The sequence below is a fragment of the Chthoniobacter sp. genome (assembly GCF_040003245.1).
In the GTDB taxonomy this organism is placed as follows: Bacteria; Verrucomicrobiota; Verrucomicrobiia; order Chthoniobacterales; family Chthoniobacteraceae; genus Chthoniobacter.
In genome coordinates, this window is the sequence record NZ_JBDUCX010000156.1 from 1 (window position 1) to 15,569 (window position 15,569).

General features: G+C 58.5%; 16 protein-coding genes and 1 pseudogene. 12 read left to right on the forward strand and 5 right to left on the reverse strand.

Going from position 1 to position 15,569, the window contains the following annotated elements; genetic code table 11:
* The 5 genes and pseudogenes from ABJF10_RS19820 to ABJF10_RS19840 all read left to right on the forward strand — a co-directional run.
* Nucleotides 1-259, forward strand: a pseudogene (locus tag ABJF10_RS19820) (hypothetical protein); the annotation flags it as partial.
* Nucleotides 260-544: 285 nt separating this feature from the next.
* Complete coding sequence (locus ABJF10_RS19825; protein WP_348546340.1) at nt 545-1,033, forward strand: GIY-YIG nuclease family protein; 489 nt, start codon at nt 545-547, stop codon at nt 1,031-1,033.
* A 516-nt stretch (nt 1,034-1,549) separates the two neighbouring features.
* Nucleotides 1,550-1,852 carry a hypothetical protein gene (locus tag ABJF10_RS19830; RefSeq protein ID WP_348546341.1) on the forward strand — a complete coding sequence of 101 codons (303 nt, stop codon included), beginning with the start codon at nt 1,550-1,552 and terminating at the stop codon, nt 1,850-1,852.
* A 503-nt stretch (nt 1,853-2,355) separates the two neighbouring features.
* Nucleotides 2,356-2,910, forward strand: a complete 555-nt coding sequence (locus ABJF10_RS19835) for a hypothetical protein (RefSeq protein WP_348546342.1) — start codon at nt 2,356-2,358, stop codon at nt 2,908-2,910.
* Entirely contained in the window at nt 2,907-3,758 is an 852-nt protein-coding gene (locus tag ABJF10_RS19840) for a PD-(D/E)XK nuclease family protein (RefSeq protein WP_348546343.1), read from the forward strand. Before ABJF10_RS19835 ends, ABJF10_RS19840 begins: the two co-directional genes overlap by 4 nt.
* Nucleotides 3,759-4,146: 388 nt before the next feature.
* Here ABJF10_RS19840 and ABJF10_RS19845 read toward each other — a convergent pair whose 3' ends face one another.
* Nucleotides 4,147-4,419, reverse strand: coding sequence for a helix-turn-helix transcriptional regulator (locus tag ABJF10_RS19845; RefSeq protein WP_348546344.1), 273 nt, complete (start codon nt 4,417-4,419; stop codon nt 4,147-4,149).
* Here ABJF10_RS19845 and ABJF10_RS19850 point away from each other — a divergent pair.
* The 7 genes from ABJF10_RS19850 (at nt 4,418) to ABJF10_RS19880 (ending at nt 10,272) form a co-directional block, all read left to right on the forward strand.
* Nucleotides 4,418-5,800, forward strand: coding sequence for a hypothetical protein (locus tag ABJF10_RS19850; protein WP_348546345.1), 1,383 nt, complete (start codon nt 4,418-4,420; stop codon nt 5,798-5,800). The genes ABJF10_RS19845 and ABJF10_RS19850 overlap by 2 nt on opposite strands.
* Nucleotides 5,801-5,907: 107 nt before the next feature.
* Nucleotides 5,908-6,984 carry a WGR domain-containing protein gene (locus ABJF10_RS19855; protein ID WP_348546346.1) on the forward strand — a complete coding sequence of 359 codons (1,077 nt, stop codon included), beginning with the start codon at nt 5,908-5,910 and terminating at the stop codon, nt 6,982-6,984.
* Nucleotides 6,985-7,108: 124 nt separating this feature from the next.
* Nucleotides 7,109-7,354, forward strand: a complete 246-nt coding sequence (locus ABJF10_RS19860; protein ID WP_348546347.1) for a hypothetical protein — start codon at nt 7,109-7,111, stop codon at nt 7,352-7,354.
* Nucleotides 7,351-7,515 (forward strand): hypothetical protein, encoded by a 165-nt coding sequence (locus ABJF10_RS19865; protein ID WP_348546348.1) that lies wholly within the window; start codon nt 7,351-7,353, stop codon nt 7,513-7,515. Before ABJF10_RS19860 ends, ABJF10_RS19865 begins: the two co-directional genes overlap by 4 nt.
* A 113-nt stretch (nt 7,516-7,628) precedes the next feature.
* Nucleotides 7,629-9,110, forward strand: a complete 1,482-nt coding sequence (locus ABJF10_RS19870) for a DNA polymerase III subunit beta (RefSeq protein ID WP_348546349.1) — start codon at nt 7,629-7,631, stop codon at nt 9,108-9,110.
* A gap of 173 nt (nt 9,111-9,283) precedes the next feature.
* Nucleotides 9,284-10,069, forward strand: coding sequence for a DUF932 domain-containing protein (locus ABJF10_RS19875; protein WP_348546350.1), 786 nt, complete (start codon nt 9,284-9,286; stop codon nt 10,067-10,069).
* Nucleotides 10,066-10,272, forward strand: a complete 207-nt coding sequence (locus tag ABJF10_RS19880) for a hypothetical protein (protein ID WP_348546351.1) — start codon at nt 10,066-10,068, stop codon at nt 10,270-10,272. Before ABJF10_RS19875 ends, ABJF10_RS19880 begins: the two co-directional genes overlap by 4 nt.
* 259 nt (nt 10,273-10,531) lie before the next feature.
* On the opposite strand, the gene ABJF10_RS19885 is transcribed toward ABJF10_RS19880, so the two are convergent.
* The 4 genes from ABJF10_RS19885 to ABJF10_RS19900 form a co-directional block, all read right to left on the reverse strand.
* Nucleotides 10,532-11,697, reverse strand: a protein-coding gene (locus ABJF10_RS19885) for an IS3 family transposase (protein ID WP_348546352.1) whose coding sequence is annotated in 2 segments (ribosomal slippage) — nt 10,532-11,433 and nt 11,433-11,697 — 1,167 coding nt in all. Because the reading frame shifts where the segments join, the coding sequence is not laid out codon by codon here.
* A gap of 565 nt (nt 11,698-12,262) precedes the next feature.
* Nucleotides 12,263-13,567 carry a glycosyltransferase family 29 protein gene (locus ABJF10_RS19890; protein WP_348546353.1) on the reverse strand — a complete coding sequence of 435 codons (1,305 nt, stop codon included), beginning with the start codon at nt 13,565-13,567 and terminating at the stop codon, nt 12,263-12,265.
* Between the two features lie 20 nt (nt 13,568-13,587).
* Nucleotides 13,588-14,820 (reverse strand): GlcNAc-transferase family protein, encoded by a 1,233-nt coding sequence (locus tag ABJF10_RS19895; RefSeq protein ID WP_348546354.1) that lies wholly within the window; start codon nt 14,818-14,820, stop codon nt 13,588-13,590.
* Nucleotides 14,817-15,452 carry a DUF3431 domain-containing protein gene (locus ABJF10_RS19900; RefSeq protein WP_348546355.1) on the reverse strand — a complete coding sequence of 212 codons (636 nt, stop codon included), beginning with the start codon at nt 15,450-15,452 and terminating at the stop codon, nt 14,817-14,819. The genes ABJF10_RS19895 and ABJF10_RS19900 overlap by 4 nt, the downstream gene beginning before the upstream one ends.
* Nucleotides 15,453-15,569: the final 117 nt, after the last annotated feature.

Consider the following 15,569-nt stretch of genomic DNA (forward strand, 5'->3'; position numbering starts at 1 on the left):
CCAATCAGTCCCTTGGACTAACTCTCCCAGTGGCTCGAAAAGATGCGTCCGGTCAACCGCAGTGCCGGAATTAAGCTACGCCGCACTTGACGGCGTGCAGGATGGTGGGGAGGCGATGGAAGCGTATTCCGAGGCTGCCCAGCGCGGCACCAGCGCCGAGCGCAAAAGTGAAATCGAACGTCAACTTCTTGCCTACTGCCGACTAGACACTCTGGCGATGGTCCGGCTCTGGCAGTTTTTCAGCCAACGCAAACTATAGACTTTGGAATCGGCACAATGAACGAAGATAAATCTTGGATCGGTCGGCGCGATATTCTTTGAGGCATCGGCATCACCGGCTTATGCATTGTGAATCTACAGCCTAAAAAGTCACCGCATCATACTGGACTTCCACCTTCATTCGCTCTCCCGTCCCTATCGCTTTTCACTGATTCGTCCCGCCACAGCTATTCCAAGCTCAGCGCCTTCGTAATAAATTCCGCATTCTTTAACCTCGGCCTGCCCAATGTGTATGATGTATTGACCAGAAGAACCAAAAACGCACATGACTATCGCGAAATACGAAAATATTCTCAGTCAGATCAACGTCGATATTGATAAGTTCAATAATTTCCTGGTCGAAGAGTTCAAAATACCGCACTTGCAAGCTTCCAACCCTGAGGGCGTTTCCGTCATCGCCAACATTCCTTGGGATTCACATGACTGGGGCCGGACCTTCGGAGGCTATCCAGGAGTTTATTTACTTTGCGGATACCAGGAGACTGATCCCAGCCGGCTCGGGGTTTACATAGGCAAGGCGTCAATGGGCAAAAATATTGGGAACCGGATTTGGTCGCATCTCCAGCACCATCGTTCCACTGCCATCTACAAGGCGAACGACTCGTTAGGTGAAACGTTCATCATTGAAGCGGTAGCGGCTATTGCCTTATACGATCCACGAATGAGAGCACTTGCGCCCGCACTGGAAGAGTTCATCATCTGCGACGTAAGGGATAGGGTTTATCTTCTGAATGGGGTTGGCAATTCGGGCTAAACAAAAGGTAGTTAGGCTTCGGTCCACGAAATTGATGTCCGACCGGGAGCAGAAGCGCGTTCTGGAGGTAATGAAAGGCCCGGATAAATCGGAGGCCGATCCTGTTCGATTGAGCCGCATCACGCCGTGCGAACCTTAATCATCCCAGACCTCCATAACTACGTCGAAACCGCCGACTACTGGCTCCAGACTCAGGAATACGGGCGGGTCGTTTTCCTGGGGGACTTTTCGACGCTTTCGGATACAACGTGAGCGACGCCCGTCCGACGGCCCGCTGGTTGCGCGACAGGATGGACTCCAACGAGGACGTTTTCCTTCTCGGCAATCACGATGCCGCCTATATTTGCCCGGTCGAGCCGCGACTCTATTGCCCCGGTTTCACCGGACCGAAGGCCAGAGGGATTCGGGAAATCCTTGGGCCGAAGCATAGGCGGCGTTTCCCAACTGGCCCACGCCGAGCATGGCTGGCTCCTCAGCCACGCCGGATTTCATCCGGCTTGGATCCAGGAGCCGACCATGAAGGAAATTCGGGCCCGTTTGGAGGAGTGCATGGAAAACGCCAGAAAGCACGTCATCGATCCCACTTTTGGCGTTGGCGTGGACCGCGGTGGAAATCAGAGCGTCGGTGGGCCGCTCTGGATGGATTGGGACAATCTGGAGCCGTTTACGGGGATCAACCAGATCGTCGGCCATACGTCGGGAAAGGAGGCGCGAGAGAAGATCAGGCCGAAAAGCCGGAACTATTGTCTCGATGTAGGGAACGGTTTGGTCACCGCTATTCTCGCAGATGGTAAGCTTGAGATCCTCAAGCGTTTCTGAACGCGATGGTTGCACCGACCTCGGACTCCTCCATCGCGCTCAGCAATCGCATAGGACACGGCGCCAAGGACTCTCGAATCCGGCGAAATCTGTCCATAATGATATAAGCGGGCGTTAGCTCTCGGTCGCACGACCGGCGCTTCGCTCCTTGTTAATGCCCTCGCACGGCAATTCACCTCAATCAAAAGGAGTCCACCTTTGGCAATCGCCAAATACTACAGTCCTCGCCTTCAGCGTGATCTGATCTCACCCCTTTACCATGTTGCCAAATCCAGACGTGTGCCCATGACCCAACTCGCCTCCACGCTTATTCGTGAGGGCCTGTCGCGGCTGGGAAACGGAGAGACCCGAGAAAGCGCAGTAGTTCGCGAGGAACCGCCCACACCTGATCCACGCGGGCCAAAACACTGACGGATCAAACAACCCAAACGCTAAAGAGCCCGGCCAACACGGCCGGGCTTTTTGCGTTTTCACCAAAACCCACAACCGAAAGGAACAACACCATGGCCATTACCTTTGAGGCCACCTACGCGAAGAAGCTGGGCCTGCCCAACTATTCTTCCCACCAATACTCTGTGACCATCCGCACGGAGCTGAGCGACCTCAGCACGGTCGAAGAAGCCAGCACCCGGCTCTATGGCATCTTGCAGGATGCGGTGGATCGGGAGATCCGGGCAGTTGGCTTCATGCCCGACGCCAGCACCTACGGCATGAAGCCCACGGCCGAAGTAAGCAACGGCAACGGCCAACACGCTGGCGGCAATGGTCGCAGCCAGGAATCGCGACCTGTAGCGAACGGCAACGGTAGCGATCGCTGGCGCTGTAGCGACAAGCAGCGTGAGTTCATCGAGCGGATCGTCCGCGAGAAAGGGCTCGATAAAAACGAGGTCGAACACCTCGCCGTAGAGATGTTCGATGTCGGCGTCCGGCAGCTCGACAAGCTGCAAGCCTCCGGGTTCATCGACGAACTGCTGGAACGCCACGGAGACGGTCGGCGCAACGGCAAACGCGGCTATCGTCCGGAGCGCGCCTCAGCCGGCGGAGGCGGCAGGCAATGATCGCCGCCATCGATCCAACCACCACGACACCCGCGGCGCCGCCGGTCTCCACACCGGCGGCGCCTGCGGGGCGCACCAAGCAGGACTTGCTCCGCACGGTTTCGGCTTCCCGATTGGGGACGTGGCTCCAGTGCCGCCTCAAGTTCTACTTCCGCTACCTCGCCGGCATCACCAAACCCAATACGGCTGCCCGTCACACCGGCACTGTAGTCCACGCGGTTCTTCAACAATGGAACCTGGCCCGTTGGCGCCGGACATCGCTGGATTCGGACACTGTGCGGGCCGTCTTCGAGCAGGCTTGGGTCCTACCGGAGGACGAGTCCATCGTGTGGGCCGAGGATGAGCCAGAAGCCGCCGCGAAAGCAGAGGCTCTGGCACTCGTCGAAATGTACCTGCGGGAAAGCCCCATTCCCGTGGACGAAAGGCCCGAAGCCGTGGAAGTCACGGTCGAGAGAGACTTGGCGTCACACGGCCTGCCCATCCTCGTCGGTGTGCTGGATCTCGTTCGGGCGGGCGGGCGCATCGTGGACTTCAAGACTTCGGGCAAAACGCCCAACGCAGGGATGGCGCTCCACACCAATGAAGCGCAGCTCACGGCCTACTCGTTGCTCTACCGCGAAGCTACCGACCGTCGGGAAAGCGCCCGGGAATTGCATCACTTGGTCAAAACCAAGACGCCCAAGCTGGTTGTGGTTGAGGACGGCCCCGCCACGGACACGCAAACCACTCGCTTTCTCCGCCAGGTCGAGTCCTACGTGCGCGGTGTGGAAAGCGAAGACTTCGTGCCTTCACCGGGCTTTGGGTGCGCGGCCTGCGAGTTCTTTCGTGAGTGCCGCTTATGGAGTTAACTCCATAACCTACACTATGCCGCGTGGCGTATTATGCCGGGTGGAGGGTCCAACCAGACGGGCATTGGGTCCTTTCACCCGGCATAGTCTTTATGCTTTGTCCGTCACCCAAGCGGTGAAAGGGACAAAGCAAGATGAACAAGGTGCTGGCCAAGGCAGCCCCGAGCGAAGGTGTATGGCGTCCCTTCAAGGCAGAGGACTCACTGTTGGCCTTCCTCAGAAGCCTGTGAACCTGAAAAAACTATGCCGGGTGAAGATGGGGTCGCCTGCTTGGGCGAACATCATCCACCCGGCATAATACGCCACCCGGCATAGTGCCGTGCTTGGCGCGGATAGATGATTGAGGCCGGTTCGGAAGTCCACCGAGCCGGTCTTCGATCCAGCGGCATCAATTTCGCTTGAAGCCTGGTGAACCGACGAACTGCTTTACCTGCTTTGCGCTTGGAAAGAATTCCTCCAGCGGCGTTTGAAGGGCATGAGCGAGCATATAGAGTTCGCAATCCGTTACCCAGCGGAGCTGCGCCTCAATTTTGGCAACCGAAACACGGCTGACATCCCAACCCGCCCGCTGGAGACGAGCCGCCAACTCATCCTGAGTGAGCCCCCGCACAAATCGCATCTTTCGCACCTGGGGTCCGATGAGATTGCGCACGTGCTTCATGTTCCTGTTTCGGACCTTGACCGTAGGCAATGAATCGGGTGGCTATGTTCTTGATCAGGAATATCCTGCCGCCTCATTCCGGCCCCGCATTCAGCACTCACAACAACCCTCAAAGAAAGGAGCATCACTGAAATCGTTCATCCTGAAATGGATCGCCATCATGGCGATCCTTGTCCCATGCGGGGCTCTCGCCGCCACCCCCGCTCGCGGTCTTGTCATCTACTCAGACATCCCGATCACATATGCCGAGACGCTTGAGTTCGTGACCATCACCAATACGAACGCCATTATCGCGACTGCCATCCTACCGAATGGAAAAAGGCAGGAGATTGCTCGGGGCGGAATCATCGCGGCGATCAATTATCCACCCGATACTCAAATGGAATCCTTGCCACAAGAGGCGGCGACAGCCCTCGGCACCATCCGAACCTTACGTCCGAAGTATCCGCAGTTTTCAGCCAAACTGGACGCGATTCAAACGAGGTGGAGCAACAGTCTGGACGTCTATCGCCAGCGTCAACGCTCCGCGAATGCCACGCCCGCCAAGTCAGTGCCAACTTTGACGCTAGAAGTAGATGGCTCAAAATACTCGCAGGTCGAACTGACCTCGTTTGACGGCGCAACCGTTGGCATTGCGCATGCGGCCGGGGTGGCCGGAATCCCTGCAACCAAGCTGAAACCAGAACAGATTGTCGCGCTGAACGCCACGTCATTGGCGATTCGCATTGATCCGACCAAAATTGTGGCTGCAACACCCCGTCCAGTGACGCGAAGTGCAAGTCCGCCATCGTCATTCCCAACGCCGGGCAAGGCAACGAGCGGCGTACCGTTCACGGCGGTGCCCGGAGTTCCGCTGACTCCCGCACAAAAAGCCGCAAACAACGCTGTGATTGCGCGTGAGGCAAAGGCTGCGGCCGCGGAGAGCACGAGAAACATTGAGGTGGCAAAAGAAAGAATTCAAAGCGCCGTATCTGATGAGGAAGTGCCTTGGCCTAGAGGACTCGGCTTCCAAAATTGGGACCCGAACTACAAGGAGACGCTTGAATTCATCAACGGAAAGATCAAAGCGGCGGGCCAGCGAATGTGGTTTGGAAAACTGACGGACAGGATGATTCTACAGAGCCCGGATCATGTGGAAACTTTCGATCCGCACACTTTCAGCACACGGGTGAAAATGATTGCTGACAGCGAGAACGGGGACTTCGTGCAGGCAGAATGTGCTGATGGACAAAGCGATGTCTTTACTGTCTGGGTGGGTGGCCAATCAGGGAGTTCCCCCGGAATTCGCCTGCATTGCTCGGATCAACTGGATGTCAAGCGCGTTGCCACGGCTATGGCCCACCTCATCCAAATGTTTGGTGGAAAAGCGGAAGCCTTCTAACGCCGCGGAACAAGTCACAAACTTTACGGAAAGAGCCCGGTTCCAGCGATGGACCGGGCTTTTCACTTTCCGCAAAACAACAACCCATAATCAGAAAGGAGATCATCATGGAGCACACGACGCTCTATTTCAAACAGGGCAGCTCGGATAAGGTCTATCAGGCGAGCATCGCCCCACAGGACGGCGGTTACGTCGTCCAATTCGCTTACGGTCGGCGCGGCGCCACGCTGCAGACCGGCACCAAAACACAAATGCCTGTCCCCTACGACGAGGCCAAGCGCCTCTACGACAAGCTCGTCGCGGAGAAAACTGCCAAAGGTTACGCGCCCGGCGAGGACGGTACGCCCTACCACGGGACCGACAAAGCCGGCCAGGCGACCGGCATCCAATGCCAGTTGCTCAATTCGGTCGAAGTGGACCAGGTCGAGCGCCTTATCTCCGATCCCGCCTATTGGATGCAGGAGAAACACGATGGCCGCCGGCTGCTCGTCCGCAAGACGGGCGACGCGATCACCGGAATCAACCGGCTCGGTTTGGCCATCGCGTTGCCGCAGTCACTGGTGGCGGACGTGGCGAAGTGCTCCTGCGACCTGTTGCTGGACGGGGAAGCCATTGGCGAAACGCTGCATGCTTTCGACGTGCTGTTCATCGGTGGCGAGGATGTCCAGGAATTGCCCTACAACGAGCGGTACCTGCGGCTCATGAATCTGCTGGCTTCGTTCCAACATCGCCACATCCAGCTCGTTCACACGGTCTTTCTGCACCAACAGAAGGCCGCGCTGTTTCATCAGCTCAAAACCTCACGGGCGGAAGGGGTCGTGTTCAAGCGCACTGATGCGCCCTACACCGCCGGTCGTCCGGCCAGTGGCGGTCCGCAGATCAAACACAAGTTCTGTGCGACGGCGTCGTTCATTGTCGGAAAGACCAACGCCAAGCGCAGCGTTTCGCTGCTGCTCTTCAACGGCGACCGAATTGGCCCGGCTGGAAACGTAACGATCCCGGCGAATCACGAGATCCCGCAAGCCGGGCAGGTCGTCGAGTGCCGTTACCTTTATGCGTTCCGCGAGAGCGGGAGCATCTACCAGGCCGTCTATCTCGGAACGCGAGACGACATCCGGGGGGAGGAATGCACGACCGACCAGCTCAAATACCGGAGGGAAGAGTCCACCGAAGAAGCGGCGTGAAAGGCGGATGGTTGCCCAGCAAAGGGAAATCCATCCTCTAACCACACAATCAAACCACGCGAAAAGGCCCGCTCTCCGCAAGGAGGGTGGGCCTTTCGCATTCCTGCCTGAAAGGAGGCAATCCATGAAATTCATACCCATCCCGGCTTGCATCGCGATGCTGCTGCAAGGCTGCTCCGTCGCTCAGCCCGATTTCACACCCATCGGTGACGGCTTGAAAGCCATCGGCATCTCGCTGGTCGTTTTCGGCGTCATGAAGGTGCTCGTCGATCTCGTGCGGGCCGATGACCAGAAGCAGAAGAAGAGTCAGCCGTCGCCGAAATCACACAAGGCGCGTGGAGCCAGGCAACCTGGAGGAGGCGAAGCATGATGCCCTCCTGGAAAACCTGTTTGCAGGCCATCGTGCTGCTGTCCATCGGCGGCTTCGCCCTCGTCGTCGTGAGCGGGTTCTGGCACGTCCTGACCCTGCTCCTCATCGCAGCGATCGCCGGATTCTGGCTCTGGTGCCAGTGGCCCGTAATCAAGAAGTGAAACCAACGGCCGCCATCTCTCGGCGACCGACCCAACCACCACCCGCGGGCCGGGTGCGCTCCTCGCGGGCGTGCCCGGCCCTTCGTGCATTCATTAACCGAAAGGAAACTTCCATGAATCCCATCTCTCTGCCGATTTCGGAGCTGAAGCCCGCCCTTGCGGGCCTCGGCAAGGTCATCAGCAAACGCAACACACTGCCGATACTGTCCCATGTGCGCATCGAGCGCACGCCCACTGGTCACGTTGAACTCGGCGTGACCGACCTCGACACCGCCCTCGTGGCGCGGCTCGACACTCCCGACCAAGGCGAACCCGTCGCGTTCCTCGTGCCCTACGAGGAACTGACCCACACGGCCAAGGGCTGCCGTGCCGGCGACACCCTGATCCTAGCGCCAGTGGCCCCGCAGCGCGTCGCCCTGAAATTCCCGGTAGCCGGCCAGATCATCGAGCACCGCTGCGAATCGCTGCCGGTCGAGGAATTCCCGTCCATCGCGGAAATCCGCGGTGAACCGATCACGCTGGATGATTCGCTCCGCCGCTCCATCCACGAAGCGCTGCAATGCGCCAGCACCGACGATACCCGTTTGATCCTCACCGGGGCCTTCCTCGACGTTTCGAAGCCCAAGGCTCACTACGTCGTCGGCACCGATGGCCGCCACTTGTTCAGCAGCAACTCCTTCGAGTTGCCACTCCGGGAGTCCCTGCTCATCCCAAGCCATCGCTTCCTGGAATGGAAGGAATTCAACGCGGACGGGGATTGGCAGTTGAAAGTAAACCCGAAGGAGAAGGAGGACGATCCCCCGCCCTTCGAAATCCTCAGCCGGCGCTGGCGCTTCGTGAGCCGCCAGATTCAAGGCAACTATCCCAACTGGCGCCAAGTGGTGCCGAACGGAAAGGGCACGCAGACCACCCTCGAAGTCGAACCGAAATTGGTCGAGGCGATCATGCAAACCATCGCGCGGCTACCTGATCACGATGCGATCAATCACTCTCTCGGCGTGGAGATCAAGGACCGGCACGTGCGGCTCCTGAGCAAATCGGCAGGCGATGACCAATGGACGCGGCTTGGCCTCGACGGAGTGAAGCCACTGGGCCGGGACGTTACTGTGCATCTCAATCGCCATTTGGTTACCAAGGCTCTGCGCTTTGGCCTGCTCAAATTGGAGGTCATCGACTCGATGTCCCCGGTGCGTTTCAGCGCCGGTGGCCGGCAGATGATCGTCATGCCGGTCCGTCCCGATTCGGCTCCCGTCCAGCCGACACCACCACCGCCTTCGGCGCCGGCGGTGCAAAACGAGTCCCACAATCCCAACCCTCCGCCACCGGCGGAACAACCCACGAAGGAAACCATGCCCAACACCAACGGCGCCCCGCAGGGTGCTCCCGAGTCAAAAGCTATCACTACAGACAAGCCGGCGCTCGAAATCGCGCTGGCCCAAATCGAAGTCGTCCGCGGCGATTTTCGCAACGCCATCGCCGGCCTCAACAAGCTCGGCGACCTGCTCAAACAGGTGCAGCGCGAGAACAAAGCCAGCGAGAAGGAAATCTCGTCCGTGCGGCAAACGCTCCGGTCACTTCAGACCGTCCGGATCTAGCCAACGCCAGTAGATCGCGAAGGCCGCACACGATGCCAGGGCCGCACATAGAGTGTGGTGCTTATCCGGCCAGGCGGTCGGAGTGGAACCACACGAAGTGTGCGGCCCGGCGTCGTACAACTCGAATCCGCTGCCAGCTCTCGCTGACAGCTAAAAAAAGAAAGGAACTATCCGTGATCGCATTTCTCGATCAACTACCACCACCCGTTACCACCAAACGACCGCGCCCGAATCTGCTGCTTCACTGCGGCGCCCGCGCGGTCGATCGCAATGATGTCCAGCGCGTCTCGACGCCCCACGCCACGGACACCTGGACGCCGATCCCGCACCTCGAGCTGGTCGCCCAGGTCGAGCACACGCTGAAAGCCAATGGGCTCGTCGTAGGCACCCAAGCTCACAGCCTCAGCCACGAAGGGCTGCGTTACTTCGGGCTCATGGAGATTCAGCGCAGTGAATCCGATGAGGATTACTGCTGGGTACTCGGCCTGCGCAACAGTCACGACAAGACGTTCCCCGCGGGCATCGTCGCTGGAGCGCAAATATTTATTTGCGACAATCTCAGCTTCTCCGGAGAGGTGAAGCTGGCCCGCAAGCACACCACCCACATCACCCGGGATCTGCCTCGCCTGGTCCAATCGGCCGTCGGAAAACTCATGGATCGCTGGCATCACCAGGACACCCGGCTCTCGATCTACAAGCTGACCGAGATTGAAGATCGGACCGCGCATGACCTCGTCGTTCGTGCCACCGACGTCGGAGTGTGCCCGAACAAGCTGATTCCCCGGGTGCTTCACGAATGGCGCGAGCCTCGGCACGAGGCGTTTCAGCCCCGAAACGCCTGGTCGCTGTTCAACGCTTTCACCGAGGCGCTCAAAGGCAATCTCATTGAGTTGCCGCGCCGCACGGAAGCGTTGCACGGGCTGCTCGACACGCATGTCGGATTGCACAGTCCGTCATGAGCCAGCCGACGGAAATCGAGCGCCAGCACTACGCCAAGCTCGTCGGCCGCCAGATCACCGCGGTTCTCTGGGAAGAACTGGAAGGTCAGGCAATCCCAGTCCTGCTGCTCGACGGCTGGGATCGCGATGGCAATGCCGCGACCATCACCGTGCTCGCCGATCCCGAAGGCAATGGGCCGGGTCATCTCGATCACAGCCTGTGAACAACGACGTCGGCCTCGACGCTCCTGCGCCAAACTGATCTGCTTGCAAGCGGGTTGTATTTGGCGGGGAGCGGCGGGGTGGCGGGAGAATTCCGTCGCCGTCTTTTTTAGCTATCAGCAGACCCCTCAGCTCGCGTCAATGGGGCCGCGGTCTATTGTCCATGAGAAATCCTGCTGTCTGATAGAGATGGCCTGCCCCCGAACTTTGATCCACTCGCTATGAGAGTTTTTGGCGGTTTTCGGGTGTTGGTGGATGGGTTTAGTTTTCGCAGGAAGGGGCGCAGTCTGGCGGCTGCCGAAGCGTAGCGGAGGCAGCCGCCAGACTGCGCTGCGCGAACTCCTCCGGGGTTTGATAGTTCAGGGAGGAGTGCGGGCGCTCCCGGTTGTGCCTTTGCCGGTGCTCTTTGCCGAGCACTTTTGCTTCCAGCACCGAGGCGAACGCTTCCCGGTTGAGGAACTCGTCGCGGAACCGACTGTTGAAGCTTTCGCTGTAGGCATTCTGCCACGGGCTACCGGGCTTGATGTAGAGCGTCTGGAACCCACGCCGCGCGATCCACTCCTGCACCGCCAGGGCCACGAACTCGGGGCCATTGTCGCTGCGAATGAACTCCGGCACACACCCGCGCGCGACCACCGCTGCGTCCAGAATGCGGATGACATCCTTGGCTTCCATCCGCCGCTCGACTTCCAGGGCCACCAGTTCCCGGCTGAACTCATCGCAGATCGGCAGCCATTTGAGCCGCCGCCCGTCCTCGGTCTGGTCGAAGACAAAGTCGTAACTCCACACCTGGTTGACTCGCTCAGCGCGAAGTTGCTGCGTCCCAGCCGCGCTGTTCCCAAGCCGTTGGCGCTTGCGCTGCCGGCGTGGCACTTTGAGCCCTTCCTGTCGCCACAGCCGCTGCACCCGCTTGGCGTTGATCTCCAGCCCGGCACGCCGCAACAGGGCCGTCGCCCGACGGTAACCCGCCCGCGGATGCGCTGCCGAGATACGCCGCAGTTCCGCGATCAGCCTCGCGTCCTTGTCGCGCCGGCGTCCACGGTAACGTTGCGTGGCACGCGGTTGGGCGGTCACTCCACAGGCCCGGCGCTCCGACACGTTGAGGACCTGCTCAACGTGCTGGACCGCTTCGCGTTTGCGCGCCGGACCTACCATTTTCCCTCCGCTATCTCCTTGAGGATCGCTTTGTCCAGGGACAAGTCCGCGACCAGCTTCTTGAGCCGTCCGTTTTCTTTCTCCAGCTCCTTTAAGCGCTTCACGGTTTCCTCTTTCGCCCCACCGTACTCCTGCCTCCAACGGTGGTAGGTCGGTGGACTGACTTCCAGTTTCTTGCAGACTTCTTCCACGCTCTGGCCGGCGGCCAGCAACGTCGCCGCTTCGCGCAGCTTCTTGATGATCTCTTCAGGGGTGTGTCGTTTGCGTTTCATTTTGAGAGTGCGGCGCGCTTTCGCGCGCCGCCAACTCTCATAGCGCCTGGATCAACTTTTGGGGAGCAGGCCAGAGACTACTGCATGGATCGTCTCGACGTAAAGCGCGTGGCGACCGTTCCTGACGTCGTGGACGACCTTCTGCAGAGCGGCGGCAAGAGCCCGTGGACGGAATAGCTGGATACCAGTCAGTATTCAAGCTTTCCGACTCCAAGGCAGTGGCGATGCTTTCAATCCGGTAGGAAAAGAATGGCGCCGATCACAAGCCTAGGATTGGCAGTTGCTCACGGCTACATCTGCCTGCGTTTCTTCATTGAGTGCGGTCAAGTTTGCTTTCAATATCTGCACGCGACCTAGCCGTATTCTGGATGCGAACAAACAGAATTTGCACCCGACTGTGTTGCGGGCGGAAGAGTGGATAGACGCGATTCGCACTTGGTTTTCGATTATAGAAACTCACGAATATCAAGCAGACAGTCTCTTCATTGAATGCGAAAAAGGTATCCCCGACAATTCGAAGCCTCCTGGTGAGGGCCGCTAGAACGCTTGTAGGCACTGCGCATGCCTACACTCTTTTTAAGAGTAAAGCGATATCGAGGCACGTCGGAAACGAATTCCGTGGCGCGTTCTTGAGGATTCGAAAATTCTCTTCGATCAGCTTCAGGAATTTTGCTTTACTCCTGATCCCCGGATGACCGAGGTGAGCCCGCTCGCGCAAGTCGGTTCCGATCAATACCTTCGCGCCGATCTTCGCATAATCCCGGATCTGCTCCACGATTCGGAATGGATCATGCGAATGATCCAGCACGTTCCAACACAGGACAAAGTCACATTTGCCGACCATTTCCTCCACCCGATCCTCGGCCGGTTGGGCAAATCGATGGGACGCCTCGTGGCTCTTCCAAAGGGGCTCCATCGGAGGAATTTTCACATACCTATCCAACAAGGGATCCAAAAAGAATTTTTGCCCCGCGGTGAAAAAATCGAGCACCGGCCTTGAGCCGCAGCCCACATCGAACAGGACATCCTTCTCGCCAAAGGATTGCGGGCTCATTTCCGCGAAGCCAAAGACATCATTCCACTGGATACTCCAGTTTTTCTCAAATTGCGGCCACCGGAAATTCGCCCCTTGATGATACCGTAATTCCCATGGCTGGTGAACGGCTGCCCATTCCTCGCGCGAACCCGTAAATTCTGCGCGGTTTACCGCCGGTTGAGCCTGGGCAGGGAGACTCTTGCCGTTCGATCCAGCAGCCGGCTGTTGCGGATGAAAGAGCACTCTCTTTTCCTGCACGAGTTTGTCGAAGAATAACTTCTCGAATTGTGGCTGATGCCCCTTCCTCGGGTTGTGGATGAACTTGGCGTTGTCGCAGTAGTGAAATTGCTCTGACGCCTGCCACCAATCGAACCCGATGAGCGTCACCAACCGGAACTCCTGCAACATCAGCCACGCCCCGATCGCGCCCGTGGAAAACATGCTGTACCGCCGGCCGAGATAGGTCGTCATCTGGGCGAGGACCCCCGCGTCGACAGCCGCCACCGGAATCGTCAATTGCAGTCGGCGCAGGTGCTCTTGAAAGGATTGCACCGCCTTCTCCGTGTGCACCCAGGTGTGCACGTAAATGCGCTCCAACGTGTGTTGCCGCAGCCGCTTTTGGATGACCGGCGACTCCGCGTCGCGGTTGTTGAACCAGATCGTCGTCCGCGTCCCCACATCCTGCTCGTATCGCTCGGTTTGAAAGAGATTGAAGCGCACGATCACATCGTGCTGGTCGATCCACGCGCCATTTCTCCCGCCGAGCAGCGAGGCCCCGTTGCCCACGATCACCACCCTTTTCTCCGCTCCCGCGCCGGTCGGGATCGGCGCCACGCTAGCCTTCTCCCCCGCGATCACAGGGCGTAATCCACTCTTTTCAACCAGCCACGCGATTTGCTCACCGGCCACACCACCAGCTTGGACGGCTTGTAAGCCGAGCGGATCGAGACCACCTTTTTCGCAATCGACAGCGTCGCCTCCGGGCTCTCCGGCGTCGCGTCATGACGAAACAGCACGTTGCCGAGATCGTCTTCCACCCCGAAGTAAATGAACTGGTAATCGTCGCACTTCTCGATTTGCGCCGTATCCCATTGCAGCGTCACTTTGTGCTCCGAGACGAAGCTTTCCTCCCATTGTGCGTCGTTCACATAGGTGCTCGGTGGCTCCGCACCTTGCACGGTTTCCTTGTGCAGACGCCGCCGGGCAAAATCGATCCCCGCATACAATTCATACTCCCGATGCGTCCGCACCGTCCCAAGATCGTAACCGGTCACGTCCTCCTCATTGTCCTCCTCCCGCAGCATCTTGCGCAGCCGCCGCTTGCTGATCACGTCCCGCTCATGCCAGGCGAGCCCCACCACCGGCTTGTTCTCCATCGTATGATCCGTCCAATGCTTCACCCGCCCCTCCCTCGTATACTCGTGCCAGATCAAGGTCCGATGCGGATGAAACAGATCGTAACCCAGCGTATAAGACCGGATCGCCAGGCTGATCTCATCCCCGGCAAAGTACAAATGCGGATCGTATTTGTATTCGGTGCAATGACTCCCCAAAGTGAAGAAAAAGTGCCCCGAGACAAACCGCGCCCGGACCGGCTTGTTCAAATCCCGCCATCCTTGGATCGAGTTCGGCCGGAACAGAATCGTCCCACCTGGGGTAAAGCGATCCGCCACCATCTTATACGGATCTTCATTCTGCTTCCGATTCGTCTTCGGTGAATACATCCCGGCATAAGCCGTCAAGATCGGCTTCTGGCTCCCCGTCAGTTCCATGAACCGGAGGAGCTGCTCATCCCAATCCTGCGCAAACCGATGGTGCGAATCGAGTTGCAACGTGTAATCCTCGCCTTCGTACATCCCCTGAATCCGCGCCCGCGCCCAGCAGAGCCCCTTGCTCCCCTGCCACGGCACCGCATCGATCCGAAAGCGAGGGTCCGACTGAAACGGTGCCAGACACTGATCACCCTCCTCCCGCTGCCAGCAAATCCCAAAGCGCAACGCATCCTTCCATTTCGCCTTTTCCAGACAGTCCTGGATCGTCGGCACCAATTCCGGGTCCTTGTAAGCGGCGATTTGAATATAGATCATAGAGCGGCGGGATGATTGCTAGGACACCTTTGGACGTCGGCCATCGCCTTGGAAGCGAGCGGCACATTCCAGATGATGGGCCAAAGGCGCTCCAGGTTCCACGGATGATCACGCTGGATCTCGCTGACGGCGAGGAGCGTCTCGTAAAACTTCCTGGGACGTTTTTTGATCTGTTCCGCGTGGAGGCGGTACTGGGCTCCAGAGACGAATCGATAACTATCGGGGATCGGTAGACCGAAGACCCGGCAGTACTCGCTGGCCAGAAACTTAGCCCCCACCCAATGGGGGTTGCCGTGGATGTCACACTCGCAGATGCGCCCGTACCACCGTACCTCATCGCAGGCGAGGTGATGGATGAACTTGCGGTCGTGCGGAAACGGATTGCCCTGGCAAAAGACAATTTCCCCTTTGAGGTCGTCGTAGTGTTGGACAATGTGATAAAGATAAGTATGCGCTTCCCGTCCGATATTCGGCAAAAGCATCGGCTTGCTTTGGGGCTCTCGGCCGCCCGGCGGTGCAGTCGCGTGGTCTGGACTCTTATGGTAAAGCCAGACTATCCATTCGTCGGAAAGATCTGCCAGCCACGAAAGGTCTTCTCTGAAGTGCGCGACGACAATTGCCTTAGACGTCATAAATTGCTAACCGCGACAGACCAAAGAGGGAAATGCTTTTTCTTCCTTTGTCAAGATGTGTCGCCTAACCCGGATATTTCATCCTTTCTGCAAAAAGTTAGCGAAGTCCCCGCGGTA